Annotated in this window: 23 protein-coding genes; 12 read left to right on the plus strand and 11 right to left on the minus strand. The window is 63.2% G+C overall.

Translation table 11 applies throughout. The annotated features are described in order from the left end of the window. The first annotated feature begins 12 nt into the window (after positions 1-12). The 6 genes from ACF8EA_RS15195 to ACF8EA_RS15220 all read left to right on the plus strand — a co-directional run bounded on the left by ACF8EA_RS15195 (position 13) and on the right by ACF8EA_RS15220 (position 7,530). On the plus strand, positions 13-1,452 hold the full coding sequence (locus tag ACF8EA_RS15195) for an alginate O-acetyltransferase (RefSeq protein WP_330508514.1): 1,440 nt from the start codon (positions 13-15) through the stop codon (positions 1,450-1,452). A gap of 8 nt (positions 1,453-1,460) precedes the next feature. Continuing rightward, the gene (locus ACF8EA_RS15200) at positions 1,461-2,564 is read left to right on the plus strand and encodes a mannuronate-specific alginate lyase (protein ID WP_021784111.1); all 1,104 of its coding nucleotides are present in this window, start codon (positions 1,461-1,463) and stop codon (positions 2,562-2,564) included. 181 nt (positions 2,565-2,745) lie between these two features. After that, positions 2,746-4,203 carry an MBOAT family protein gene (locus ACF8EA_RS15205; protein WP_084852069.1) on the plus strand — a complete coding sequence of 486 codons (1,458 nt, stop codon included), beginning with the start codon at positions 2,746-2,748 and terminating at the stop codon, positions 4,201-4,203. An 11-nt stretch (positions 4,204-4,214) separates the two neighbouring features. After that, positions 4,215-5,372: an alginate O-acetyltransferase gene (locus tag ACF8EA_RS15210; protein ID WP_021784109.1), complete on the plus strand. Its 1,158-nt coding sequence runs from the start codon at positions 4,215-4,217 to the stop codon at positions 5,370-5,372. A 20-nt stretch (positions 5,373-5,392) separates the two neighbouring features. Further along, complete coding sequence (locus tag ACF8EA_RS15215; protein ID WP_021784108.1) at positions 5,393-6,040, plus strand: alginate O-acetyltransferase AlgF; 648 nt, start codon at positions 5,393-5,395, stop codon at positions 6,038-6,040. Between the two features lie 35 nt (positions 6,041-6,075). Then, entirely contained in the window at positions 6,076-7,530 is a 1,455-nt protein-coding gene (locus ACF8EA_RS15220; protein ID WP_028697479.1) for a mannose-1-phosphate guanylyltransferase/mannose-6-phosphate isomerase, read from the plus strand. Positions 7,531-7,569: 39 nt separating this feature from the next. Here ACF8EA_RS15220 and ACF8EA_RS15225 read toward each other — a convergent pair whose 3' ends face one another. Then, positions 7,570-8,022, minus strand: coding sequence for a hypothetical protein (locus ACF8EA_RS15225; RefSeq protein ID WP_392522468.1), 453 nt, complete (start codon positions 8,020-8,022; stop codon positions 7,570-7,572). 169 nt (positions 8,023-8,191) lie between these two features. Here ACF8EA_RS15225 and ACF8EA_RS15230 point away from each other — a divergent pair, with 169 nt between their 5' ends. After that, the gene (locus ACF8EA_RS15230; protein WP_392522469.1) at positions 8,192-8,656 is read left to right on the plus strand and encodes a multidrug transporter; all 465 of its coding nucleotides are present in this window, start codon (positions 8,192-8,194) and stop codon (positions 8,654-8,656) included. 31 nt (positions 8,657-8,687) lie between these two features. Then, positions 8,688-9,500, plus strand: a complete 813-nt coding sequence (locus ACF8EA_RS15235; protein WP_084852073.1) for an SDR family oxidoreductase — start codon at positions 8,688-8,690, stop codon at positions 9,498-9,500. Positions 9,501-9,541: 41 nt separating this feature from the next. Here ACF8EA_RS15235 and ACF8EA_RS15240 read toward each other — a convergent pair whose 3' ends face one another. The 4 genes from ACF8EA_RS15240 to ACF8EA_RS15255 form a co-directional block, all read right to left on the minus strand. Further along, entirely contained in the window at positions 9,542-10,996 is a 1,455-nt protein-coding gene (locus ACF8EA_RS15240; protein WP_392522471.1) for an efflux transporter outer membrane subunit, read from the minus strand. After that, on the minus strand, positions 10,993-12,054 hold the full coding sequence (locus tag ACF8EA_RS15245) for an HlyD family secretion protein (RefSeq protein WP_392522472.1): 1,062 nt from the start codon (positions 12,052-12,054) through the stop codon (positions 10,993-10,995). Before ACF8EA_RS15245 ends, ACF8EA_RS15240 begins: the two co-directional genes overlap by 4 nt. A gap of 28 nt (positions 12,055-12,082) precedes the next feature. Beyond that, a complete protein-coding gene (locus ACF8EA_RS15250) occupies positions 12,083-13,624 on the minus strand; it encodes an MFS transporter (RefSeq protein WP_392522474.1) in 1,542 nt (513 codons plus the stop codon). Positions 13,625-13,759: 135 nt separating this feature from the next. After that, positions 13,760-14,665 (minus strand): LysR family transcriptional regulator, encoded by a 906-nt coding sequence (locus tag ACF8EA_RS15255; protein WP_252459385.1) that lies wholly within the window; start codon positions 14,663-14,665, stop codon positions 13,760-13,762. Between the two features lie 244 nt (positions 14,666-14,909). Here ACF8EA_RS15255 and ACF8EA_RS15260 point away from each other — a divergent pair, with 244 nt between their 5' ends. After that, entirely contained in the window at positions 14,910-15,362 is a 453-nt protein-coding gene (locus ACF8EA_RS15260) for a universal stress protein (protein WP_101196239.1), read from the plus strand. A 71-nt stretch (positions 15,363-15,433) separates the two neighbouring features. On the opposite strand, the gene ACF8EA_RS15265 is transcribed toward ACF8EA_RS15260, so the two are convergent. From ACF8EA_RS15265 to ACF8EA_RS15280, 4 genes are read right to left on the minus strand one after another with little or no spacing between them, the layout of a single operon-like run. After that, positions 15,434-16,294, minus strand: a complete 861-nt coding sequence (locus ACF8EA_RS15265) for an efflux RND transporter periplasmic adaptor subunit (RefSeq protein ID WP_392522476.1) — start codon at positions 16,292-16,294, stop codon at positions 15,434-15,436. Positions 16,295-16,304: 10 nt separating this feature from the next. Next, positions 16,305-16,505 carry a DUF1656 domain-containing protein gene (locus ACF8EA_RS15270; RefSeq protein ID WP_009685040.1) on the minus strand — a complete coding sequence of 67 codons (201 nt, stop codon included), beginning with the start codon at positions 16,503-16,505 and terminating at the stop codon, positions 16,305-16,307. Beyond that, positions 16,495-18,672, minus strand: a complete 2,178-nt coding sequence (locus tag ACF8EA_RS15275; protein WP_392522477.1) for an FUSC family protein — start codon at positions 18,670-18,672, stop codon at positions 16,495-16,497. Before ACF8EA_RS15275 ends, ACF8EA_RS15270 begins: the two co-directional genes overlap by 11 nt. Further along, entirely contained in the window at positions 18,669-20,198 is a 1,530-nt protein-coding gene (locus ACF8EA_RS15280) for an efflux transporter outer membrane subunit (RefSeq protein WP_392522479.1), read from the minus strand. Before ACF8EA_RS15280 ends, ACF8EA_RS15275 begins: the two co-directional genes overlap by 4 nt. Positions 20,199-20,389: 191 nt before the next feature. Here ACF8EA_RS15280 and ACF8EA_RS15285 point away from each other — a divergent pair, with 191 nt between their 5' ends. Further along, positions 20,390-21,337 (plus strand): LysR family transcriptional regulator, encoded by a 948-nt coding sequence (locus ACF8EA_RS15285; RefSeq protein ID WP_003251712.1) that lies wholly within the window; start codon positions 20,390-20,392, stop codon positions 21,335-21,337. A 174-nt stretch (positions 21,338-21,511) separates the two neighbouring features. Next, on the plus strand, positions 21,512-22,486 hold the full coding sequence (locus tag ACF8EA_RS15290; protein WP_392522481.1) for a 2-hydroxyacid dehydrogenase: 975 nt from the start codon (positions 21,512-21,514) through the stop codon (positions 22,484-22,486). Between the two features lie 117 nt (positions 22,487-22,603). On the opposite strand, the gene ACF8EA_RS15295 is transcribed toward ACF8EA_RS15290, so the two are convergent. After that, a complete protein-coding gene (locus tag ACF8EA_RS15295) occupies positions 22,604-23,506 on the minus strand; it encodes a DMT family transporter (protein WP_392522483.1) in 903 nt (300 codons plus the stop codon). Between the two features lie 185 nt (positions 23,507-23,691). Between ACF8EA_RS15295 and ACF8EA_RS15300 the strand changes: the two genes are divergently transcribed. Continuing rightward, positions 23,692-24,567: a helix-turn-helix transcriptional regulator gene (locus tag ACF8EA_RS15300; RefSeq protein WP_392522484.1), complete on the plus strand. Its 876-nt coding sequence runs from the start codon at positions 23,692-23,694 to the stop codon at positions 24,565-24,567. A gap of 30 nt (positions 24,568-24,597) precedes the next feature. Here ACF8EA_RS15300 and ACF8EA_RS15305 read toward each other — a convergent pair whose 3' ends face one another. After that, positions 24,598-26,988, minus strand: a complete 2,391-nt coding sequence (locus ACF8EA_RS15305; protein WP_392522486.1) for a TonB-dependent siderophore receptor — start codon at positions 26,986-26,988, stop codon at positions 24,598-24,600.

Genomic DNA, 26,988 nt, shown 5'->3' on the forward strand with positions numbered 1-26,988 from the left:
GAAGCCCAGACCATGACTCCACACCTGATGAAACTGCTGGGCCTGTCCGCCGCCCTTCTGGCAATCAGCCAAGGCGTACGCGCCGAAGACGTCAAGGCCCCGACCTTCAAAGCCGAGCCCTGCTGCCAGTTGTGCCCTGAAGCGCACGATGCCAGCCGCTACACCACCCGCTATCAGCAAAATTTCACCACGCTGGTGCAGGCACAGGGCGACTGGCTGTTCCGGACTCGCGAAGACCTGCGCACCGAGTTCAACACCACCCCGGCCGGCTACAAACGCCTGCAACAAGTGCACGACGCGTTCAAGAAGCGTGGTGTGGAACTGGTGGTGGTGTACCAGCCGACCCGTGGCCTGGTGAACCGCAACATGCTCAACCCGGCCGAAAAAGCTGCCTTCGACTATCAGAAGGCCCTGGGTAACTACCAGGCCATGCTCAAGCGCTTCGCCAGCATGGGCTACAACGTGCCCGACCTGTCACCACTGACCAACGAGCAACTGGCCGCCGCCGACCAGGGCAAGGATTTCTACTTCCGTGGCGACCAGCACTGGACGCCGTACGGTGCCGAGCGCGCGGCGAAGATCGTGGCCGACACCGTGCACAAGATGCCAGCCTTCGAAGGCATCCCGCGCAAGGAATTCGAGACGAAGAAGTCCGGGCGCATGGGCAAGACCGGCACCCTGCACAACGTTGCCGGCCAACTGTGCGGTACCAGCTACGCCGTCCAGTACATGGACCAGTTCGCCACCGAGCCGAAAGGCTCGAGCGGCGGCGACGACCTGTTCGGTGACAGCGGCAACGCGCAGATCACCCTGGTCGGTACCAGCCACAGTGGCAAGAACTACAACTTCTCGGGTTTCCTCGAGCAATACATTGGCGCCGACGTGCTCAACGTCGCCTTCCCAGGCGGTGGCCTGGAAGGCTCGATGATCGAGTACCTGGGCAGCGAGGAATTCCAGAAGAACCCGCCGAAGATCCTCATCTGGGAATTCTCCCCGCTGTACCGCCTGAACCAGGAAACCATCTGGCGGCAAATCCTTGGCCTGCTCGACGACGGCTGCGACGACCGCCCAGCCCTGATGAGCGCCAGCACCACCCTCAAGCCGGGCAAGAACGAGCTGATGGTCAACGGCAAGGGCGGCGTGATCAAAGACCTGATCAACCGCGACCTGCAGATGGACGTCAAGTTCGAAGACCCCTCGGTGAAGGTGTTGCAGGCCACCCTGTGGTACCTCAACGGCCGTCACGAGGACATCAAGCTGGAAAAGCCTGAAACCTCCGACACCGACGGCCGCTTCGTCTTCCAGATGCGCGAAGACGAGGACTGGGCCAGTCAGCGCCTGCTGGCGTTCGAGGTACAGGGGCCGGAAAGCGGCACCCAGAAGGTCGAGGCCAAGCTCTGCAAACGCAACAACTTCGCCATGCCTGCGCAAACCGCGCAGGCCGGCCAGTGAGGCGACCCATGACCATCATCAAGCGTATTTCCAGCCCCGCCCTGCTCGCGTTGGCCTTGTTTGGCGGTGCCGCGCACGCCGCGCTGGTACCGCCGCAGGGTTACTACGAGGGGATCGAAAAACTCAAGACCGGCGATGGCAATTTCCGCTGCGAAGCGGCGCCCAAGCCATACACCGGTGCGCTGCAGTTTCGCAGCAAGTACGAAGGCTCGGACAAGGCACGGGCAACGCTCAACGTGGCCTCGGAAAAAGCCTTCCGCAAGTCGACCGAAGACATCACCACGCTTGAGAAAGGCGTGAGCAAGATGGTCGGCCAGTACATGCGCGACGGCCGCCCGGCGCAACTCGACTGCACCCTGACGTGGCTGGGCACCTGGGCACGCGCCGGTGCATTGCTGTCCACCGACTACAACCATACCGGCAAGTCGATGCGCAAATGGGCGCTGGGCAGCATGAGCGGTTCGTGGCTGCGCCTGAAATTCTCCAACTCGCAGCCGCTGGCCGCACACCAGGCCGAGGCCGACCTGATCGAAAAATGGCTTACCCGCCTGGCCGAGCAGACTGTGCGTGACTGGAGCAACCTGCCGCTGGAGAAGATCAACAACCACAGCTACTGGGCGGCCTGGTCGGTCATGGCTACCGCCGTCGCCACCGACCGGCGCGACCTGTTCGACTGGGCCGTGAAGGAATACAAGGTGGGCGCCAACCAGGTGGATGACCAGGGCTTCCTGCCCAACGAAATCAAGCGCAAGCAGCGCGCGCTGGCCTATCACAACTACGCCTTGCCGCCGCTGGCGATGATTGCCAGCTTCGCCCAGGCCAATGGCGTCGACCTGCGCGCCGAGAACAACTTCGCCTTGCAACGCCTGGGTGAAGGCGTGCTGGCCGGTGCCCGCGACCCCAGCCACTTCAAGGCGCGGGCGGGCAAGAAACAGGACATGACCGACCTCAAGGTCGACAGCAAGTATTCCTGGCTCGAGCCCTGGTGCGCGCTGTACCACTGCGTTGGCGACACGCTTGAGCGCAAGCACGACATGCAGCCGTTCAACAGCTTCCGGCTGGGCGGCGACCTGACCCGGGTCTATGACCCGAGTGCAGAGCGTAAAAAGTAACACCACCCCTGTAGGAGCGGGTTTACCCGCGAAGAGGCCGGCACAGGGCACCGCAGATGGCAGGCCCGGCCCTTTCGCGGGTGAACCCGCTCCTACAGGGGACTAGGTATCTCCCACCTTTTTGTGGGGGGTTTGGGGGGCGCTTTGCCCTGGATGCTGTGAACAAATTAGGAGAACCGGGATGGTCTTCTCGTCCAACGTGTTCCTGTTCCTGTTCTTGCCGATCTTCCTCGGCCTGTACTACTTGAGCGGGCAACGTTATCGCAACCTGCTGCTGCTGATCGCCAGCTACATCTTCTATGCCTGGTGGCGGGTGGATTTCCTGGCACTGTTCGCCGGGGTCACCCTGTGGAACTACTGGATCGGCCTGAAAGTCGGTGCCGCCGGTGTGCGCACCAAGCCGGCACAGCGCTGGCTGCTGCTCGGCGTGGGTGTCGACCTGGCGATCCTCGGCTACTTCAAGTACGCCAACTTCGGCGTCGACAGCCTGAACGCGATCATGACGTCGTTTGGCCTGGAGCCATTCATTCTGACCCACGTGCTGCTGCCGATCGGTATCTCGTTCTACATCTTCGAGTCGATCAGCTACATCATCGACGTATACCGCGGCGACACCCCAGCTACCCGCAACCTGATCGACTTCGCAGCGTTCGTGGCGATCTTCCCGCACCTGATCGCAGGCCCCGTGCTGCGTTTCAAGGACCTGGTCGACCAGTTCAACAACCGTACCCACACCCTGGACAAATTCTCCGAAGGCTGCACCCGTTTCATGCAGGGCTTCATCAAGAAAGTGTTCATCGCCGACACCCTGGCCGTGGTAGCCGATCACTGCTTCGCCCTGCAAAACCCCACCACCGGCGATGCCTGGCTCGGCGCCCTGGCCTACACCGCGCAGCTGTACTTCGACTTCAGCGGCTACAGCGACATGGCTATCGGCCTGGGCCTGATGATGGGCTTCCGTTTCATGGAAAACTTCAAGCAGCCCTATATCAGCCAGTCGATCACCGAGTTTTGGCGGCGCTGGCATATCAGCCTGTCGACCTGGCTGCGCGACTACCTGTACATCACCTTGGGCGGCAACCGCAAAGGCACCTTCAATACCTACCGCAACCTGTTCCTGACCATGCTGCTGGGCGGCCTGTGGCACGGTGCGAACTTCACCTACATCATCTGGGGCGCCTGGCACGGCATGTGGCTGGCCATCGAGCGCGCGCTGGGCATCGACACCAACCCGCAGCGCTTCAACCCGGTGAAGTGGGCCTTCACCTTCCTGTTGGTGGTGGTCGGCTGGGTGATCTTCCGCGCCGAAAACCTGCATGTGGCCGCCCGCATGTACGGCGCCATGTTCAGCTTCGGCGACTGGCAGCTGTCGGAGCTCAACCGTGCCCAGCTCACCGGTCTGCAGGTGGCCACCCTGGTCATCGCCTACCTCACCCTGGCGTTCTTCGGCCTGCGTGACTTCTACCGCAATGCCAGACCGACGCCCACGGCGACCCCGGTGCAGGTCAACGCTGACGGCTCGATAGGCCTGGACTGGACCCGGGTGATGACCCGCGCACTGATCCTGCTGCTGTTCGTCGCCTCGATCCTCAAGCTTTCGGCACAAAGCTACTCGCCGTTCCTTTACTTCCAGTTCTGAGGTTGATGACCATGACCCGGACATTACGCATCACCTACTCCCTGTCGTTCCTCGGCCTGCTGGTCGGCATGGGCGCCTGGTCCACCGGTGGCCTGCAGAATTTCCAGCGCACCGAGCAGATGACCCTGCTCAACGGCAAGCTGGCCAAAGCCGCCGAGACCCACTACGACGCCGAGTTCCCGATCAAGCGCCTGGGCACCAACCTGTGGGCGGCAATGGACTTCAAGCTGTTCAACGAAGGCCGCCCGGGGGTGGTACTGGGCCGCGACCAGTGGTTGTTCAGCGACGAAGAGTTCAAGCCCACCGCCGGTGCCGAGCAATTGATGCAGGAAAACCTGGCCCTGATCCGTGGCGTACGCGACACCCTGCAGCAACACGGTAGCCAGCTGGTGCTGGCGATCGTGCCGGCCAAGGCGCGGGTCTACGCCGAGTACCTGGGCAAAGAGCAGCCTGCCAGCCTGCATGACGACCTGTATAACCAGTTCCATGCCCAGGCACGCCAGGCCAACGTGTTCGCACCGGACCTGATGGCACCGATGGAGCAGGCCAAGGCCCGTGGCCAGGTGTTCCTGCGTACCGATACCCACTGGACGCCTATGGGTGCCGAAGTGGCGGCGCAAACACTGGCCGAAGCGGTCAGCCGCCAGAGCCTGCTCAACGGCGCCCCACAAGCCTTCATCACCGAAGCCGGCAACACCGCCCCCTACAAAGGCGACCTGACCAACTTCCTGCCACTGGACCCGTTGTTCAGCAACCTGCTGCCGACCCCGGACAACCTGCAGCAACGCACCACTCGCCCAGTCGACACCGAGGGTGACGCCGGCGACGCGTTGTTCGCCGACAAGCAGATCCCGGTTGCACTGGTAGGCACCAGCTACAGCGCCAACCCGCACTGGAACTTCCTCGGCGCGCTGCAGCAGGCCCTGCGCAGTGACGTCGCCAACTACGCCGAAGACGGCCATGGCCCACTGCTGCCGATGCTCAAGTACCTGCAAAGCGATGCCTTCAAAAACGCCGCACCACAAGTGGTGGTGTGGGAATTCCCCGAACGTTATCTGCCAATGAAAAACGACCTCAGCAGCTTCGATCCGCAGTGGATCGCGCAGCTGAAAAACTCCCGTAAATCCGAACAAAACCTGGCCTTGTCGTCCACCCGGACAGACCACTGACTGATAGAGAGGAAACGCACATGACTACCAAGACTTCCATTGCCAAAGCCCTCACCCTCGCGGCCGGCCTTTCCCTTGCCTCGATGCAGGCCTTCGCCGGTGCCGACGCCGCGCTTTATGGCCCTAGCGCGCCGAAAGGCTCGACCTTCGTACGCCTGTACAACGCCACCAGCGCACCGGCCGCAGCATCGGTCGGCAACACCCAGATCAAACAGGTTGGTGCCCAGGCCAGCAGCGACTTCAGCTTCCTGCCAGGTGGCGACTACACCGCCCAGGTCGGCGGCAAGAGCGTGCCGGTCAAGCTGGCCTCGGACAAGTACTACACCCTGGTCAACAGCAACAACGGCAACCCGAAACTGATCGAAGAACCACCGTTCAAGAACAAGCAGAAAGCTCTGGTGCGCGTACAGAACCTGAGCGACCAGCAACTGACCCTGAAAACCGCAGACGGCAAGACCGAAGTGGTCAAACCAGTGGCCGCCAACGGCCGTGGCGAACGTGAAATCAACCCGGTCAAAGTCAACCTGGCGCTGTACCAAGGAGACAAGAAAGTGGGTGACGTAAAACCCGTCGCCCTGGAGCGCGGCGAAGCCGCAGTGCTGTACGTAACGGGTTCCGGCAACGCCTTGTCGCCGGTGTGGGTAACTCGCCCCGTGGCTAGCAACTGATTCCCCTGCCTCTCAACGACTATTGGAGAAACATGATGATCCCGGTAATTCTTTCTGGTGGTAGCGGTTCCCGTCTGTGGCCTCTGTCGCGCAAACAGTTCCCCAAACAGTTCCTGGCCCTGACCGGTGAACACACGCTGTTCCAGCAAACCATCGAGCGCCTTGTATTCGAGGGCATGGACACCCCGATCGTGGTCTGTAACAAGGACCACAAGTTCATCGTCCAGGAGCAGCTGGCCGCACTGAAGCTGGAAACCCAGGGCATCCTCATGGAACCGTTCGGCCGCAACACCGCGCCGGCCGTGGCCATGGCTGCCATGAAGCTGGTCAACGAAGGCCGCGACGAGCTGATGCTGGTGCTGCCCGCCGATCATGTGATCGATGACCAGAAGGCCCTGCAACGTGCACTGGCCTTGGCCACCGTGGCCGCCGAGCGTGGCGAGATGGTGCTGTTCGGCGTGCCGGCGACCAAGCCGGAAACCGGCTATGGCTACATCCGCTCCAGCCAGGACGCGCTGCTGCCCGAGGGCGTGGCGCGGGTTGCGCAGTTCGTCGAGAAGCCCGATGAAAAACGCGCCGCCGAGTTCGTCCAAGCCGGTGGCTATTTCTGGAACAGCGGCATGTTCCTGTTCCGCGCCAGCCGCTTCCTTGAGGAACTGAAAAAGCACGATGTCGACATCTACGACACTTGCGTGCTGGCCCTGGAGCGTAGCGAGGAAGACGGCGATGTGCTGAGCATCGACGAAGCCACCTTCGCCTGCTGCCCGGACAACTCCATCGACTACGCGGTAATGGAAAAGACCCAGCGTGCCTGCGTGGTGCCGATGTCGGCCGGCTGGAGCGACGTCGGCTGCTGGTCGTCGCTGTGGGAAGTGCACGAGAAAGACGACAACGGCAACGTCACCAAAGGCGACGTGGTGGTGCAGGACAGCCACAACTGCATGATCCACGGCAACGGCAAACTGGTGTCGGTGATCGGCCTGGAGAACATCGTGGTGGTCGAGACCAAGGATGCCATGATGATTGCCCACAAGGACAAGGTCCAAGGCGTCAAGCAGATGGTCAAGACCCTCGACGAACAGGGCCGCACGGAAACCCAGAACCACCTGGAAGTGTATCGCCCGTGGGGCTCGTACGACTCGGTGGACATGGGCGGCCGCTTCCAGGTCAAGCACATCACCGTCAAGCCGGGCGCCAGCCTGTCGCTGCAGATGCACCATCACCGCGCCGAGCACTGGATCGTGGTGTCCGGTACCGCCGAGGTGACCTGCGACGAGAATGTGTTCCTGCTGACCGAAAACCAGTCGACCTATATCCCGATCGCTTCGGTGCACCGTTTGCGTAACCCGGGCAAGATCCCGCTGGAGATCATCGAAGTGCAGTCCGGCAGCTACCTGGGCGAAGATGACATCGAACGCTTCGAGGATGTGTACGGGCGCACCTCCACCCCCATCGAGCGCGGCGTTTCGGTGAAGACCATCGCGCAGTAAATGCTGACTCGCCCCTGGGTTGACCAGGGGCGAGCCTGCTCATTCAACGCTAGGGGCTATGACGTAGATGTCGAATGGGCCACCCTCTACCTTGAAAGGTCGCTGCAAATCATCCTCCCCTTCAAATTCGAAGGATTCTGCCCTGATGCTTGTGGCGGTCATCTCAAGTTTCCGGATATGCCCGGATTTCGCATAGCCGCCATAGGTTGTGCCGCGCTTATGGACAAGTGCCCGGTTCGCCTCATCATCGATAACGACATCCCGCACGCCCTCTTGCAATGCCAGGTCGAAGTCAATGTAGACGTCCGCATCGTCGGCCTGCCCCTTGTACGCATACAACCACGCTGATTGTTCAGCGCTCCCGTAGTCCACGCCCTCTGAAACGAAATCCTCCCTTTGACCCGCCAGGCTGATGACTGCCGTCACTTCGCCCTTGGCAGGTGTTTTTTTCATTTCTTGCACAGGCTTTTGCTCAATCGCTGTATGACTCATGGCCTTGCTCCTTTTGAATAGGCATGGCGGAATCTAGAATGGATGTACCCTTTCCACTACTCGCAGCAATGCCAGGTCTGGCTTCTGGCATAGGTACTCACCGGTTACCTGACCGCTGGGTTTTAGATAGGCTGTAGCCATCCCTGCGCGCGAATGAGGCGATTACGCGATGCTGATCGGTGCCCTGCTGATCCTCACCTGGCTGGTGTTATTGTTGCGTTACCCAGCCAAGGCTCTCCCCATCTCCCTGGCGGCCGTGTGTGGCCTGGGCCTGGTGGCTTCGTTCGTCGTCTGGCAAGACAGCCGCGAAAGCAGCCGACTGGCACACCTGGCCCTGCGCCTGACCTACGCCCCCGAACACTGCCCCGCCGACCGTGCCCTGCTGGTACGCATGAAGAACGGCAACGACGTGCCGCTGACCGAACTGCGCTGGCGCGTGGCAGCGTACGCACCGGGCGATACCGTGAACCTGGCCGAGAACACCTACAATGCACCGCGATACCGAGGGCCAGGTGAATTGCAGCCGGGGGCCGAGTGGCAAGACTGCCTGCCATTGCCGCCGCTGCGTTCCGGCTATCGGCCGCAGACCCTGGAGTTCCGGGCAGAGCACCTGCAAGGTACGTTTGCCAATTGATGTGTTTCCTCCATGACAACAGGCCCCAACCATGCCCACCGTCCTGATCACCGGTTGTTCCAGCGGCATCGGCCGCGCCCTGGCCGACGCTTTCCGCGATGCCGGCCACCATGTCTGGGCCACCGCCCGCAAGCCTGAGGATGTCGAGCAACTGAGTGCCGCCGGCTACACGGCCCGGCAGCTGGATGTAAACGACGGCGAGGCGCTGGCCCGCCTGGCAGAGGAACTGGAAACCCTCGATATCCTGATCAACAACGCCGGCTACGGCGCCATGGGGCCACTGCTCGATGGTGGCGTCGACGCCCTGCGCCAGCAGTTCGAAACCAACGTTTTCGCCGTGGTCGGCGTTACCCGGGCACTGTTCCCGCTGCTACGCCGCTCACGCGGCCTGGTGGTGAATATCGGCAGTGTATCGGGCGTGCTGGTCACGCCATTCGCCGGCGCTTACTGCGCCTCGAAAGCGGCTGTGCATGCCCTGAGCGATGCCTTGCGCCTGGAACTGGCACCGTTCGGTGTGCAGGTGATGGAAGTACAGCCGGGCGCAATAGCCTCGCAGTTCGCCAGCAATGCCCAGCGCCAGGCCGAGCTGGTGCTGGCGATGGACTCGCCGTGGTGGCCTTTGCGTGAGCATGTGCAGGCGCGGGCGCGGGCATCGCAGGACAAGCCAACTTCAGCGGCGGTATTTGCCCAAGGCGTGCTGGCAGCCGTCGGCAAGTCGCCGGCGCCAGCACGGGTGCGGCTGGGGAATGGCAGTACCGCCTTGCCGCTGATGGCCCGGTTGCTGCCGCGGCGGTTGCTGGACTGGGCACTGCGCAAGCGCTTTGGCCTGCTGCGCCCGCTCTGAGTGTTCGGCTGCCTGTCCCCCGCAGAATCTATGCCTCCTCTCTAACCGTGAGCATTCTGCGGCGGCCCATCAAACGCCTGCCAGCCTCCACCCAGCGCCTTGTACAGCCCCACCAGCGCCTGCGACACCGCTGCCGAGCTGTCGATCCATTGCTCCTCGCTGGCCAGCAGCGCGCCTTGCACCGTCAGCACATTGAGAAAGTCCACCGCCCCTTCCACATACTGGCGCTGGGCGGTTTCCAGGGCGATACGGTTTTGCCGCACGGCCTCGGCAAGGTGATCACGGCGCAACTGACTGGCGTTGTACAGGCGCAGCACATCGTCAATTTCATGCCAGGCCCCCAGCACTACCTTTCGATAGTTCAGCGCGGCTTCCTGCTGTTGCGCCTCGCGCAGTTGCAGGGTGCCCTTGAGCCGGCCGCCTTCGAAGACTGGCAGCGACAACTGCGGACCGAAGGCAAACCGGCGCGAATCCCAGCCACCGAAATCCGACAGCTGCATGGCCTGGAAGCCGACACTGCCCGACAGGCGGATGCTCGGGTAGAAATCCGCCTTGGCCACGCCAATGCTGGCGGTGGCGGCATGCAGGCGGGCCTCGGCCTGGCGGATGTCCGGGCGGCGCTCGGCCAGTTCGGACGGCAAGCCGATGGCAAACTTCTGCTGCGGCGCGGGCAGCTCGCCGCCTTGCAGCAATTCGGCCTGGAGGCTGCGCGGCGGCTCGGCAGCAAGCAGGCTGAGGGCATTGATCAGGTCATCACGCCGCGCTTCCAGGCTTGGCAGGCGCGACTCGATAGACGCGACCTGGGCGCTGGCCTGGGCCACATCCAGGCGCGTGGCAACACCTTCGGCCTGGCGGTCCTGGGACAGCTTCAGGCTGTGCCGGGCGACACTGAGGTTGTCCTGCGTCACATCGAGGGTATGTTGCACGGCACGCAGCTGGATGTAATTGCCGGCGGTTTCCGAAAGCAGTGCCACCAGCACACCGCGGCGGTCATTCTCGGCCACTTCAACCGTGGCATCGGCAGCCTCGACCTGACGCCGCACACGGCCCCACAGGTCCAGTTCCCAACCGGCCACCAGGTCACCCTGCCAGAGGTTGAAGGCTTCTTTCCCGGCCTTGCCGGACGGATCGCTCAAGCCATCGGCGCTGTTACGAGCGCGGCTGTAACCGGCGTTCACGTCCACCGACGGTACTTCGTCGGCAGCCAAGGTACTGCGCAGCGCACGGCTTTGCAGCAGGCGCGCGCTGGCCATCTGCAAGTCGAGGTTGCGCTCGGCAACGCGCTGGATCAAGGCACTAAGCTTTGCATCGTGGAAGGTTTCCCACCAGCGCAGCTCCAGCGGTTCGGCCTGCGGCTGGCTGGCTGCCGCCTCGCCTTGCAATGGCGCCCACTGCTGCGGGGCCTGGCTATCTGGGCGCAGGAAGTCCGGGCCCATGGTGCAGCCGGCCAGCAGCACGGCCAGCAGCAACGGGCTCAAGCGTAATCCCGGCTTCATCGCGCGCTCACCTCTTTGCCGTCCAGCTTGTCGCCACGGGTTTCGATGGTTGCTTCTACCGACATGCCCACACGCAAGCGGGTGAGCAGTGGCTGGCCATCATCGAGAACGATCTTGACCGGAATGCGTTGCACCACCTTGGTGAAGTTGCCGGTGGCGTTGTCTGGCTTGACTGCGGCGAAGGTTACGCCGGTAGCCGGGGCAATGCTCTGCACATGGCCTTGCAGCGTTTCGCCGGAGAAGGTGTCGACGCTGATGCTCACCGGCTGACCCGGCTGAACGTGGGTCAGCTGGGTTTCCTGGAAGTTGCCGACCACATAGGCCTGCTGCAACGGCACCACCGACAGCAGGCGGGCACCCGGGTTGACGTAGGCCCCCACGCGCAGGGCGCGTTCGCCGACCATACCGTCCACCGGCGCTGTGATGCGGGTGTAGGACAGATCGAGCTGGGCCTTTTCCAGGCCTGCTTCGGCACGCTTGAGCTGGCCATCGGCGCTGGCCACTTGAGCCGTGAGGATGTCTACCTGCTTGCGCGCCGCGACCCGCGCAGCTTGAGCGTTGGCCAGGCGAGCTCGGGCTTGATCGACAGCGCTGCGCGCCTGCTGGGCGTTCTGCACGGTACCCGCGCCCTGCTCGGCAAGGCGGCTGTAGCGCTTGACTTCATGGTCGGCGAACGCCACCTCAGCCTGGGCCGCCTTCACTGCCGCTTCGGCCTGGGCAATCAGCGCATCCTGGCGTTCAAGCGTGGCGCGGGCATCGGCGCTTTGTGCCTGGGCTACCAGCAACTGCGCCTGCGCAGCATCCAGCGCGGCCTGGTAGTCACGGGCGTCGATGGTCGCCAGCAACTGGCCAGCCGTGACCTGCTGATTGTCTTCCACCAGCACTTGCTTGATGAAACCGGTGACTTTGGGCGCGACCACGGTGTAGTCAGCGGTCACATAGGCGTCATTGGTGCTCTGGCGGTGGTCACTGCCAAAGATCCAGGGGCCGACGAGGCCGGCCAGGACGGCCACGGCCAGCACCGAGCCGATAAAAAGGGTTTTGCGGTTGTTGGTCATTTCAATAGTTCTCGACATCATCCAGGGTTCAAGCCACCGCACGCGGCGGATAGACCCGGGTAGGCACGAAAGGAATCAGGCAGATCAGGGCCACGGCGATACAGGCCAGCACCAGATAGAGGTCGGCCGAGGTCAATACCTGCGCCTGGTCGTGAATACGCTTGGCCAAGCCAGCAGCGTTACCGTCGATCAACGGGGCGTTGCCCAAGCTGTCTACCAGGTGATTGGAATGAAAATGCCGGCGCAGGGTGCCAAGAACCTCCAGCAGGCCACCGGCGATCACGGCGGCCAGGCCCTTGACGGTGTTGAACCAGCTGGAGGCGAACGGGCCTTCCTGCGGGGTCATGCCATTGGTGGACAGCATCAGCAACGGCAGCACTGCCATCGGCTGGCCGAACACCTGCAGCAGGTAGAACGGGTAGAAGTCGCCACGGATCCACTCGCTGGTCAGCAGGCTGCTGCCAACACAGGACGCCGCCAGCATCGCCAGGCCAATGCCCAGCACCCAGCGGCAGTCCACTGCGCGGATGTTGCACAGTGCTGCTGTCAGCGGCAGGGCGATCAGTTGCGGCATGGCCACCAGCATCATCAACGGGCTGGTCTGCGCCGGGCGGTAGCCCTGGATCTGCGCAAGGTAGGCCGACGGGATGCTGCCCACACCCGAGAGCACGACCAGTACACCGGCCAGGGTCACCAGGGCGAAACTCAAGTTGCGCCGCTGCAACAAGCGCAACTGGAAGAATGGCAACGGCTCGGACCACTCGTTGTACATGAACAACACCAGCAACAGCAGGCCACCGCCCAGCAGCCAGCAGATCAGCGGCGAATCGAACCAACCCCAGCGGTCGCCCAGCGACAGGCCCAGCACAGTGCAACTGATGGCGGGCAGGCCCAGCAGTACGCCCCGCCAGTCGAACTGTTTGAAACGCTCCAGGCGCAGCGGGTCCTGCGGCAGCCCCCAGCCTACGCAGAAAATGGCCAGCAGCGAGGGCAGGATGATCTGCCAGAACGCCCATTGCCAACCGACGTATTCGGTCCATAGCCCCGCCAGTGGCGTGCCGAGGTTGGGGCCAAAGGTGGCGGTCAGGGCGTAGCAGGCCAAGCCATAGACCTTGATGCCTGGCGGCAAAAAGCGCAGGGCCACGCTCATCAGCATCGGCGGTAACGCGCCAGCGGCAAAGCCCTGCAGTATGCGCAGCAACATCAAGCTGTGCAGGTTGGGGGCGAAAGGTTGCAGCAAGCCAAGCACGGCGAACAGGCCGACAGCGCTCATGGTGAAGCGCCGCAGCGAGAAGGTCGTGGCCAGCCACGGCGCGAAAGCCATGGCCGAGACCGAAGCGGCGCTGTACACCGCCAGCAACCAGGCACCTTCATCGGCTCCGATGCCCATGGCGCCGCGGATATCGGCCAGGGAAATCTTGGTTACCGACTCGTTGAGGCCGGCGCACAGCACAGCCAGCAACACACCGAACAACCCGACCACGACCTGCAGGCCGAACGCAGCCTGCGCGGGGGCAGCCGGCGCAGGGGCGGCTGCAGTGGCGGCAGACGGGACGGACAGGGAACTCATGGACAGACATCTCCGGCAACAAATTTGCGACTGGAGCAAGTCTAAGAAGGTCGAATGCTTACGAAAACTGACTTGTCGGCAGTTTTATATTGCGTCAAACGCAATCGGGTAGCGGATGCGCACGTGCCACACGCCTTAAGGGTCCATCCTGCCGCACGCTTTCAACGTCTGCCGCAGCCAGCGATGGGCCGGGTCATTATCGAACCGCGGGTGCCACGCCTGCATGACGTTGACCTTTTCCAGTGGCACGGGGATCTCGAAAGACCGCAATGGCAGTTTCAGCCGGTTCACACTGTTCAGGATATTGGCGGGTATCGGCAAGATCAGGTCTGAGTCCGGCAGCGAAAACATCGCGGAGTGAAAACTCGTCGTGATCAGGGCCACCCGGCGCTCCACCTTGTAATTGGCCAGCGCCACGTCGATAGGCCCATTAGCGCGGCCACGGCGTGACACGCTGATTTGCGGGTAGGCGGCGAAGCGCTCAGGGGTTATCTCGTCATCGAAAACCGGGTGCCCTTCCCGCGCCAAGCCCACGAAGTAGGTGTTGAACAGGCTCTGAACCTTGATTTCGGGGCCCAGTTCAATGGCTGAGCTGATGATCAAGTCGATTTGCCCATTGCGCAGCACCGCATCATCGTCGCCGCTGCCCTCCGGCACAAAACGCAGCACCGTATGCGGTGCCTGGGCCAGCATCATGCGCAACAACTGAGCGCCATACAGGGCGATGAACAGGTCATTGGTGCGGATGTTGAAGGCACGGTCCAGGTTCACCAGGTCGACATCGTCGCGACTGCGAAATACCTGCCCGGCCTGCTCCACCAGGCCATGCACCTGCTCGCGCAAGGCCAGCGCACGCGGCGTCGGCACCAGGCCACGGCCAGCCCGCACCAGGATCGGGTCGCCCAGCGCTTCGCGGATACGCCCCAGGGTTCGGCTCATGGCTGCCGGGCTCAGGTTCATGCGTTGCGCCGCGCCAACCACGCTGCCCTCGTCGAGCAAGGCATCGAGGGCGACAAGCAGGTTCATGTCCGGAAGTTGCATGGCCGTTTTCCGTTACAGCTGTGGGGAATGCGATGGTATCAGGTTGATGGATTGCACCGGACGCAATGCGCTTGTGCGTGGTGGGCCATTTATTCAGGGAAGGATTAGGTCAAAAATGCTGCATGGCAGGTTCGGTCCTTTCGCAGGTAAACCGGCTCCTTGGTTCAGGTGTTGCGTTGGCCTGTAGGAGCGGGTTTACCCGCGAAGAGGCCGCCCAAGCCCCCAATTACATCAAGGATCCCGCATGCCCAGCCCCGTCCTGATCGCCATCGACGCCTCCCCCGCATCCGCCGCCCTGCTTACCCTCGCCCGCCGCTACTGCCGCCCGGGTGAACACGAACTGCACGTGCTGCTGGCCATCGATTCCACCTTCGCGGTGCACGAGCAACCCGCGCCCTACACCGCCGAGGAACTGGAAGAATACCCCGCCGCCTGCGTGGAACAGCAACATGCCGACCACGCCGTAGCCGAGGCCGTGCGCGAACTGCAGCAAGCCGGCTTCGCCAGCCAGGGCTGCATGGTGGCCGGGCTGCCGGTTGAAGCGATTATCGCCAAAGCGCAGGAACTGCGCTGCGAGCTGATCATCATGGGCCACCGACACCTGTCGCGGCTGGGGCGGTTGCTCGACCCCTCGATCAGCGCGAAGGTGATTGATCGGGTCAAAGTGCCGGTGTTGGTGGGACCGGCGAGTGCATGAACTGAGGGATGTGTCGCCGGTAGGATCGAGCACCGCGCGGGCGGCGCTCGATCAGCCTGGCGACCTGCATCTCAAGGCGAACTCGGCTTCACCACCACCGTACAGGTCGTCCCCGCCGCCAGCAAAAACCCTTCCGGCACGTCATCGATGTGAATGCGCACCGGCACCCGCTGTGCCAGCCGCACCCAGTTGAAGGTCGGGTTCACGTCGGCGATCAGCTCGCGGCTCTGTGGGTTGTCACGGTCGTAGATGCCGCGGGCAATGCTCTCCACATGCCCCTTGAGGCGCTCGCCGCTCATCATCTGCAATTCGGCCTGGTCCCCCACCTTCACATGCGGCAGCTTGGTCTCCTCGAAGAACCCGTAAACCCAGAACGAATTCTCGTCGACCACCGCCATCACTGCTTCGCCGGTACGCGCATAGTCGCCCTTGTGGATATTCAGGTTGGTCACGTAGCCGTCCACCGTGGCCACGATATGGGTGCGCTTGAGGTTCAGTTCGGCAGCAGCCAGTTCGGCCAGGGCCTGCTGGTAGTCAGCCTGGGCGGAGTTGGCGATGTTGCTGGCGTCGTCGCGGTTCTCCTTGGAGATCACCAGGTTGTCCATGTCGGCACGGCGCTTGGCATTGACCTTGCGCATTTCCCAGGTGGCCTTGCGCGAAGCGACCAGCGCCTTGGCCTGGTCGACTGCCAACTGGTAGTGCTCAGGGTCGATCTGGATCAGCAGGTCGCCCTTCTTCACCCGCTGGTTGTCCTTGACCGGTACATCCACCACATAACCGGGCACGTCGGCAGCGACGTTGATGATGTCGGCACGCACACGGCCATCACGGGTCCAGGGCGTGGTCATGTAGTGCAGCCACAACTGGCGACCGATGGCCACGGCAGCGACCAGCACCAGCAGGGTGGCGATCAGGCTGAAGAACTTTTTCATCGAAGGATTCTCACCAGTAGACAGTCAGCGCCATGGCGCCGAACAAGCAGACGAACAGGCTCAGGCGCAGTAGCGCCGGGTGCCAGAAGAAGCGGTAGCCATCATGGCTGGCAATGAACCGGTCCAGGCCCCAGGCCAGGCCCAGGGCAAACAGGAACATCAAGGTCATGGTGGGCATGTACACACCATGGAAGGCGATTTCACGGGGCATGGTGCAGTCCTTTCGCCGGTGCCAGTGGCGACTGTGGGTCAAGCAGGGAAGTACGGATGAAGTGCAGGTAGCTTTGCACGCGGCGCAGCACCGAGGTGTCGAAGTGCCGGGCGAATGGCTCGTCGGTGGCCTGCACGCGGGAGATGGCGTGGTCCACTGCCACCAGTGCGCGCTCGTGGTTGCTGGCGCTGGGCTGCAGGAACAGCCGGGTCAGTGCACGGCCCATGACACGGATTGCCTGGCGCCACGGCTGCGACTCGGCATAGGCCGGGTGCACCGGGGCGCGGGCTTGCTCCTTGCGCAGCTGGATGACAGCGTGGCCGATCTCCAGCACGGTGAACATCCAGCCCATCAGCTGGCTCTGCACCTGCGGCTTGCCGGCCGCCAGGCCATAGGCCTGGTGCAGCAGGTCGCGGGTGCGGCTTTCGAAGGCCGAGCCCAGACCGCGCAGGCGGCCGCTGATGGCGAACAGCACCTGCTCGCGCAACGCCTGCTCAAGGCGGCTCCACAGCCAGCGGCTGTTGGGCGGCAGGATGATCGCCCCGGCGGCGGCACAGACGAACATGCCAATCACCATGCCGATGTAGTCGTTTATGAAGGTGTACGGGTCATAAACGGTGAGGTTGTTCGGCACCGAGCCAATCGCGAAGAACACCAGCAGGCCGATGCCATAACCGGCATAGGCAGGGCGCGACGAAAGAAACGCGCCCAGCATGAACACGGGCGCCAGTACCATGCACAGCAGCGGAAAACCGTCGATCCAGGGGAACACGAAGAAGGTTTCGAAGAAGCCGACAAAAGCGCCGATGGCCGTGCCGCAAGCCATCTGGAACGATATGCGCTTGGGGTTGGGTGACGCCGCCGAAAGGCATACGGTGACCGTGGCGATCAGGGTCATCATGGCGCCGCTGGGCCAATCGCTGAGCAGCCAGTAACTGCCCAGCAGCAACAGCACTGCCGAGGCGCGCACACCCGCCGCCAGCGATACCAGCCAGCTGGTCTGCGCCACGTAGGGCTCATCCCACTGCTCGCGCTCGTGCTTGTGCGCGGCCAGCGAGGCATGGGTTTCGGCGTAGCTCAACATCTCGTCGACGAAGCGGTAAAGCAGCTCGAACGCGGTATGGAAATCAAGCAGGTCGGACTCGCTGGGGTCCGTTGCCAGGTACTCAGCCCGCAGCCCCCGCACCTGGGCCTGCAGGCCTTCCTTGTAGGCGGCCAGCTCCAGGGTCAGGCGCAGCGCATCGGCGTCAGTCAACGCCCGGCCCACATAGGGCTGCAGCAACTCCACCAAGGTGTTCAGGCCCGGTTCGATGGCACTGACGATCTGCAGCGGGCCACGGGCACGCAGGCGCTCCAGCAAGCGGTGCAAGGCATTGAAGCGCGTGGTGATGGCCATGAACTCGCTGTTCATGCGCACCAGTCGACCACTGCGACGGCGCATGTGCGGGTCTTCGAACGCGGTGACGTTGCGCAGGCTCTCAAGGCCTACTGCTTCTGCCACGAAGCGCACGTTGCTGCTCTCGAAGCGGTCCTTTTGGCTATCACCACGCAGGGCCTCCACCACCACCCCGGCAAACACGCCAAAGCGCTGGTACAGGGCGTTACGCATTGCGGCACTGGCCGACTGCGGCAGGATAGCGGCACTGACGAAGGTCGACACCAGAATACCCAGGGCGATTTCCAGCGCCCGCCATACCGCTGCCATGAACGCCTGGTCGGGGTGTTGCAGCACCGGCAGGCCGATCATCGCTGCGGTGTAGCCGGCCAGCACGAAACCATAGGCGCGGAAGGTGCGGTAGCGCATGGCACCGGCCGAGCACAGGCCCACCCACAGGGCCAGGCTGGGCAGAAACAGCTCGGTGTTCTGCGGAAAGATGGCGATCAACGCCACCATCATCGCCGAACCCGCCAAGGTACCCAGCACCCGGTAGAAGCTTTTCGCGAACACATGCCCGCTTTGCGGCTGCATGACGATGAAAACAGTGATCATCGCTGTACGCGGTTGCGGCAGCTCAAGGCGCATGGCCAGCCACAAGGTGATGAACGCAGCGGCCAGCACCTTGAAGATGTACACCCAGGTCACGCCGTCGGTGCGTGCCCAGGCAAAGAAGCCCCGGCGCCATTCCAGGCTTTGCAGCCAGCGCACGGGCAAACTGGAAGTGCTCATTCGGCGTTATCCGGCTTCTTGTCGAAAATGGCCAGGGTGGCCGGGGTTTTCGGTGCTGCCTGGCGTTCCTCTTTCGGCGCATCCTGGCCGGCCTGCAGGCCACCACCCAGGGCGGTGACCAGCTCGGCATGGGCAATCAGGCGGGCGGCCTGCACCTGCTGCTGCACCTGCTGCTGGCGGAACAGCAAGGTCTGCGCGTTGAGCACGTTCAGATAGTCGGTGAGGCCACGCTGGAACGCGACCATGGCAATGTCATAGGTTTTCTGCGCGGCGGCGACCGATTCTGCCGCGAAGTGCGACTGCTCTTTCATCGACTCGCGACGGATCAACTGGTCGGAGATGTTCTTCAGTGCGCCGACCACCGTCTGGTTGTAGCGCGCCACGGCTACGTCGTAACCGGCCGAGGCCACCCCCAACTGCGAGCGCAGGCGCCCACCGTCAAAGATCGGCAAGCTGATGGCCGGGCCGACGTTGTAGTTGAACTTGCGCCCGGTGAGGAATTCCAGCGGGCCCCCGCCGGTCGCCATGAAGCCCAGGCTGCCGACCAGGTCGACGTTGGGGAAGAAACCGGCGTGAGCGACGTCGATGCCACGCGCCTGCGCGGCCACTTGCCAGCGGCTGGCGACCACATCAGGGCGCTGGCCGACCAGTTCGGCGGGCAGGTTCGAGGGCAGTTTCAATGGCGCGGCCAAGACCAGGGCCGGGCGCTGCAACTGCGCACCTTCCCCCGGCCCTTTGCCGGCCAGCGCCGCCAGTTGGTTGCGGGTCAGGGCAATTTCTTCGTCGAGGCTGTCGAGCTGACGGTGGGTTTCCGGCAGCGGCGCTTCGGCCTGGCTGACTTCGAAATGAGTGCCGATACCGGCATCCAGGCGACGCTTGGCCAGGGCCAGGATCTGCTCCTGCTGTTCCAGTTCAGCCTTGACGATATCGCGCTGGGCAAAATGCAGGCTCAGCTGGATGTAGGCACGCACCACATTGTTCTGCAGTTCCAGCTGCGCCTGACGGGCTTCGGCCACGCTCATGTGCGCCTGGTCCACGGCCTGCTCGCTGGCATTGCGTTCACGCCCCCACAAGTCGAGGGCGTAGCTAAAGCCGATGGCAGCGTTGTTGTCCCAGGTGTTGGCACCGGACAGCGCGCCAGGGCCATAGAACTGATCTTCCGGCCAGTTGTGGCGCTTGAGCGTAGCTTGGCCGTTGGCCTGGAGCTTTTCAGCCGACTCGACCACGCCAGCCATGGCCTTGGCTTCGCGCACCCGCGCTGCGGCCATGGCCAGGCTTGGGCTACCGGCAACGGCCAGGGTAATCCAGCGGTCCAGCTGTGGGTCACCATAAGCGCGCCACCACTGCTGGTCGGGCCAGTGAGCGTCGGTCGCGGCTTCGCGAATGGCCGCGTCGGTGGTCAAGGTATTGGCTTGCAGCGTCTTGCTTTGCGGGGCGATGCCCCAGGTTCCGATACAGCCACTCAAGGTGAGGGCAAGGGCACAGGCACTGAACGCCTTGAGCGTTCTGATGATGCGACGCGGCACAGCTGCGATTTCCCGAGGAAGAAGTGAAGAGGCCGAGCAATTCTAGGGGGCGGCAGCACTGGCGATAAGCGCAGATTCCTGCGAATCTTTGTTACCAAAACGGCGATAATCCGCCTTTGGTCGAAGGCAACTTTTTCTCTTTTCTAGGTTACTTCGTGACACAATTTTGTCCTCTACCTCGAGAGTGACCCATGGACACCCTGCAAAACATGCGTGCTTTCAGTTGCGTAGCCCAATTAGGCAGCTTCACTGCCGCTGCGGCGCAACTGGATACGACCACCGCGAACGTGTCGCGGGCGGTCTCCAACCTGGAAGCCCATCTGCAAACAAGGCTGCTCAACCGTACCACCCGCCGCATTGCGCTGACCGAAGCCGGCAAGCGCTACCTGATGCGTTGCGAACAGATTCTTACCTACGTCGAAGAAGCCGAGGCCGAAGCCAGCGACGCCCATGCGCGCCCGGCCGGGCAGTTGAAGGTGCATTCGATGACCGGGGTCGGCCAGCACTTCGTGGTCGATGCCATCGCCCGCTACCGCGAAACGCACCCGGACGTGACCTTCGACCTGACCATGGCCAACCGCGTGCCCGACCTGCTCGACGAGGGTTACGACGTCTCCATCGTGCTGGCCACCGAACTGCCCGACTCGGGGTTCGTTTCGCAGCGCCTGGGCATCACCTACAGCATTGTCTGTGCCTCGCCCGCCTACATCGCCCAGCATGGCGTGGCGCACAAGCCTGCCGACCTACTCAAGCACGCCTGCCTGCGCATGGTCAGCCCGGTCATACCGCTGGAGAAATGGCTGTTCGATGGCCCGGAAGGCCAAGAGATGGTCAACATCACCAGTTCGCCGTTCATGGTGAACACCGCCGATGCCATGAAGACTGCGATCCGCAGTGGCATGGGCGTAGGCGTGCTGCCGATCTATTCGGCTATCGAGGGCCTGCGGGACGGTAGCCTGGTAAGGGTGCTGCCCGAATATCGCCTGCAGGAGCTGAACCTGTATGCCATCTATCCATCGCGGCAGTATCTGGATGCCAAGATCAAGACCTGGGTAGAGTACCTGCGCAACTCGCTGCCAGAGATTCTTGCCGCGCATGAGGCAGACCTGAAAACCCATCAGGTGCTGATCGCCAACTAAAAAGCTGCTGCATTGCGGGGGCGGACAATGGTAGGTTGCTAACCATTGATTTCGCCTGTTCCGCCCCTTTCGCGGGCAAGCCCGCTCCTGCAAGGCACCGCGCCCCCTGCAGGTGCGGGCTTGCCCGCGAAGGGGCCAGCACAGCCCAACCCCGCCTTGCAGAGAAGTTGCCCGATGAAAAAGACCGTCCTGGCCTTCAGCCGAATCACCCCGGCCATGGCCGAACGCCTGCAGCAAGACTTCAACGTGATCCTGCCCAACCCCAAGCTCGGCGACATCAGCGCCCAGTTCAACGAAGCCCTGCCCGAAGCCCATGGCCTGATTGGCGTTGGCCGCAAGCTCGGCCGCGTCCAGCTTGAGGGTGCGGCCAGGCTGGAGGTGGTGTCCAGCGTGTCGGTCGGCTATGACAACTACGACCTCGACTACTTCAACGAGCGCGGCATCGCACTGACCAACACGCCTGACGTGCTGACCGAAAGCACCGCCGACCTGGGCTTCTCGCTGATCATGGGCTGCGCCCGCCGCACCGCCGAGCTGGATGCCTGGACCAAGGCCGGCAACTGGCAGGCCACCGTAGGCCCGGCCCACTTCGGCAGCGATGTGCATGGCAAGACCCTGGGTATCGTCGGCATGGGCAATATTGGTGCAGCAGTGGCACGCCGCGGCCGCTTCGGCTTCAACATGCCGATCCTGTACAGCGGCAACAGCCGCAAGACCGCGCTGGAGCAGGAACTCGGCGCGCAGTTCCGCAGCCTGGATCAGTTGCTGGCCGAAGCCGACTTCGTGGTCATCGTGGTGCCATTGTCCGAAGCCACCCGCAAACTGATCAGCAGCCGAGAGCTGAAGCTGATGAAGCCGAGTGCGTTCCTGATCAACATTGCCCGTGGGCCGGTGGTGGATGAAGCAGCGCTGATCGAGGCGCTGCAGGACGGCACCATTCGCGGCGCAGGCCTGGACGTGTACGAGAAAGAACCACTGAGCGATTCGCCGCTGTTCAGGCTGCCCAACGCGCTGACCTTGCCGCACATTGGCTCGGCCACTGCCGAAACCCGTGAGGCCATGGCCAACCGGGCGATCGACAACCTGCGTGCGGCGCTGCTGGGCGAGCGGCCGCGGGACCTGGTGAACCCGCAGGTGTGGAAGGGCTGACCGTTTTGGAGTGCCTGTGCTGGCCTCTTCGCGGGTAAACCCGCTCCTACAACGGGTGTGAGCTGCCCTGTAGGAGCGGGTTTACCCGCGAAAGGGCCGGCCCAGGCAACCCATCACCTATTTGGCGACCACAACACCCTCAGCCCCCCTGGCCCGGGGCTTGCGAAACACCAGCACATTCCCCGCCATCACCGCCACTAAGCCGAGCAAGGCCGGCGCCGTCCACTGGTAACCCTCTGCCACCGCCGACACATTCAACGCCACCAAGGGGAACAGTACCGTGCAGTAAGCTGCCCGCTCCGGCCCCATACGCCCGACCAGGGTCAGGTAGGCAGTGAAGGCAATCACCGACCCCGGCACCACCAGGTACAGCAGCGAACCGATGTAGCGCGCATTCCACTCCATGCTGAACGGTACGCCGCTGACCACACAGAACACCGCCAGCATCACCGCCCCATAGACCATGCCCCAGGCATTGGTCGTCATCGGTTTGAGCCCGGCCTTCTGCTGCATGCTCGACAGCATGTTGCCGGCCGAGAAGCACAGCGTGCCCAACAGGGCCAAGCCAAGGCCGTACAGGGTTTCGCGGCTGGCTGCGTGATGCGAGAGCTCCGGCCAGAACAGCAGGCCCAGGCCAAGCAAGCCCAAGGCACCACCGCCAAGTACATTGCTGGCGATTTTCTGGCCGAAGAAAATTCGGGCGTTAAGCGCGTTCCACAGTGTGGCGGTTGAGAACACCACCGCGATCAGGCCGCTGGCGATCCACTGGCTGGCGCTGAGGAAGCAGATGAAGTTGACGCAGAACAGGCACAGGCCCTGGGCCAGGCAGATCTGGTGGCCCCGGCGGTTCATGGGTTGCAGCCGACGGGTCAACAACAGGAAAGCAAACAGGATCAGGCCAGCCAGGGCGAAGCGGTAGACGATCGACACCGGGATCGCGACCACGCCTAGCTGGAGTTTCAGGGCGATCCAGGTGGTACCCCAGATCAGGACGGTGAGCAGATAGAGTGACAGGTTCATGGCGGCAGTTCCTTGGGCCTTTGGAAATCGGTGCCCGGCGCTTCGCGGGTAAACCCGCTCCTACAGGGATCACCAGTGTTCTTTCGATCGGCCTCTGGCTGCTTGCACAAACTTGCGCTTTTCTTGCACCGGTAGATGTCACTCGCTCCAGTGCACAGTAGGATGGCTGGCAAGAGGACCCGCCAATGACGCCACTCAACCAGTTGCAAGTGTTCAACGCCATGCATGCCTCGCCCCACGCCAGGCTGGAGCTGAGCGCGCACCTGGGCGACGGCCTGGCGGCGGCGTTGTGGAGCAACCGTGACGATGCCCGCGACTACCAGGCACCCAGCCATCACACCCTGTCGTGCTACATCGCCGACGGCACCGGCACTTTCCGCCGCCAGCGCCCGGCCGACAAAGGTGCACCCGACAAGCTGTGCGTGATGCCGGCCGGGCAGGAATCGAACTGGGTCGTCAATGGCGCGATCCGCCTGGCGCACCTGTATGTCAGCGAGGCGCAGTTCGCCTTGGGCTGTGTGCGTCTGCTCGACCGGGAACCGCGCGAACTGCAACTGCAGGAAGCAACCTTTCTGGACGACCCGCAGCAGGCTGCACGCTTTCGTCAATTGATCCAGCTGGATTGGAGCGAACCCGGCGAGCGCCTGCTGGCCAGCAGCCTGGCGCACGAGATCGTTGACCATGCGCTGCTCAGCCAGGTCGGGTTGCGCCACGGCCTGCGCCTGAAAGGCGGGCTGGCGCCAAACCTGCGCCGGCAACTGGCCGACTACATCGAGGCAAGCCTGGACCAGCCCATCACCCTGGGCGAGCTGGCGCTGCGCTGCAACTTGTCCGAATACCACTTCGCGCGCATGTTCCGCGCCAGCTTTGGGCTCCCGCCGCACCAGTATCTGCTGGCCCGGCGGCTGCACCGGGCATGCCAGCTGTTGCGGCTGGGCGTGTTACCCCTGGGGGAGATTGCCTTGTTGTGCGGGTTTGCCAGTGCCAGCCATTTCAGCAACCGGTTTCGGCAGGCCCTGGGTGCCACACCTGGCGAGTACCGCAGCGCCTTTGTCATCTGAAACCGGGTCCGCTCTGCGGCCCCCGATGACCTAGAACTCGAAGGTGCTCGACAAACTTACCTGCCGCGCATCGCCGACCGCCACAAAGTACTGGTTCACCGCCGAGCTGTAATACACCTTGTCGAACAGGTTCTTCACGTTCAGTTGCAGGCGCACGTTGTGCTCGTCGAGTTGGGTCTCATAGGTGGCAAACGCATCAGCAACGGTATAGCTCGGCAAGTCGAAGGTATTGGTTGAGTTACCCGAACGCTCGCCTACATAACGGGCCCCGGCACCGAAGCGCAGCCGATCCCCCCCGAACAGGCTGCCAAAGTCATACACCGCCGACAACGAGCCACTGTGCCGGGCCACGTTCTGCAGGCGGTTGCCCTGAAGATCAGGGTCCTTGGTTACCTTGGCATCGGTCAGTGCATAGCTGCCGATCAAGCTCCAGCGCTCGCTGAGCTGGCCGGTCACGTCGAGCTCCACACCGCGTGAACTGACCTCACCCGCATTGCTGTAGACCGTCTCGCGGGTGATGGCGTCAATGTTCGAAACCAGTACATTGCGTTTGGTGATATCGAACAACGCCAGGGTGCCCGTGATACGGCCCGGCATGTCGAGCTTGGCGCCCAGCTCCCACGCCTTGCCCTCCTCAGGTGCCACCGAGGCGTCGAGCACAACATTGCCGGTCAGCGGCGCGATGGTCGAGTTGGGCTTGAACGACTCGCTGTAGCTGCCATACAACGAGAGCTGGTCGTCGACTTTGTAAACGATACCGGCGTGAGGTACCCAGGCCTGGCCACTGCTGTCGGTATTGGCCTTGAACGGGCGACCGCGGCCAGCGTACTGGTCGTACTGCTGGAAGCGGGTTCCTGCTACAAGGATCCAGTGGTCATCGAGGTGCAGCGCGTCCTGCACGAACAGCGCATCGGTGCGCAGCTTGTCGGTCTGGTCGCTGTCGCTGGCGCGTACGTTGGAACCCTCCACTTCCTGTCCGTAGACCGGGTCCAGATAACTGAACGTGGACTGCGGTGTCTGGCGGATCAGGTCACCGCGAAAGATCTTGCGGTCTTCATGGTCGATGCCGAACAGCAGGTCATGCTGCATCCCCGCCAGCTCGACATTGCCATTGAGGCTCAGCGTCACGAACTGGTCACGGCTCATGGCATTGTGGGTGCCGTCGATGCTGCGTGTCAGCGTGCCTTGTGTTTCGTTGACGCCGGTCACGCGAACCTGGCTGGCATCGTAGGTCTCACGATTGAAGCTGTAGCCGAAGTGCAGCTTCCAGTCATCGGCCAGTTGATGGTCGACTTCCAGGCGATACAGGTCGGAGCGCCCTTCCATGTCGTTGAACGGATCGTCCAGTCGGCGTGTGGCGGGGATATTCAGCGGGTGGCCGTTGTTGCCGAACGCGGTGCCACGGTCGAAGGGGTAGAGAAATTCACGGTGCTCGTAGGCCAGCACCACCTGGGTGTCTTCGCCCAGCCATGCCAGCGACGGCGCCACCAGCGATTCGCGGTGCACGCCGTAGTTGCGCCAGTAGTCTTCGTCTTCGTGGTCGACGATCAGGCGGTAGGCGAAGTTGCTGTCACCCAGTGCGCCCGTGCTGTCGAGCCCGCCACCACTGCCGTTCTTGCCGCTGCCATAGGTCGAGCCGCGCACAGTCAGGGCGTTGTACTGCTGCAACTGCGGACGCTTGCTGACCACGTTGATGACCCCACCCGGGTCCTGGATACCGTACAGCAGCGAGGCAGGCCCCTTGAGCACTTCGACCCGCTCGGTGCTGGTGTTGAGGTTGCGACCCTGCACCACGGGCATGCCATCACGCATGATCGAGCCGTCGCGATTGTCGCCGAAGCCACGTTTCATCACCGTGTCGGATGTGCCGCCGAAGTTGTTGCCCTGAGTAATGCCGCTGACGTTGGCCAGGGCGTCATCGAGGTTGCGCGGGGCCTGGTCGCGGATGACCTGGGCCGGTACCACGTTGATTGCCTGGGGGATGTCCTGGTTTGGGCCCTGCCCGCGCATGATCGAAGCGCTGGCCGGTGGCTGATAGCTGTAGTCGTCCAGTTGCGAGGTCACGGTGGTGGCCTGCAAGTTGAGGGCTCCGGAGGTGTCTGCAGGTTCGAGCGTCAAGGTACGTGCGTCGACGCGGCGCCAGGCCAGCCCAGCATTGCCCAGCAGTTGTTGCAGCGCCTGCTCGGCGCTGAACCGACCATTCAGCGCCGGCGCTTGCACGCCCGGCAGCTCGAGGGTGTAGACCACGCTCTGGCCAGCGGTACGGCTGAAGGCGTTCAGAGCCTGGGCCAAGGGTTGGGCCGGCTGGGCAAAGGTATAGGCCTGCAGCTGCTCGGCCGCGCTTGCCAGCGGGGCGACAGCGAAGACCGGGAGCGCAGCAAGGCCGAACCAGAGAGGGACGCAACGCGGGGAGAACTTCAT

This window comes from Pseudomonas sp. YQ_5 (assembly GCF_043103305.1).
In the GTDB taxonomy this organism is placed as follows: Bacteria; Pseudomonadota; Gammaproteobacteria; order Pseudomonadales; family Pseudomonadaceae; genus Aquipseudomonas; species Aquipseudomonas putida_Y.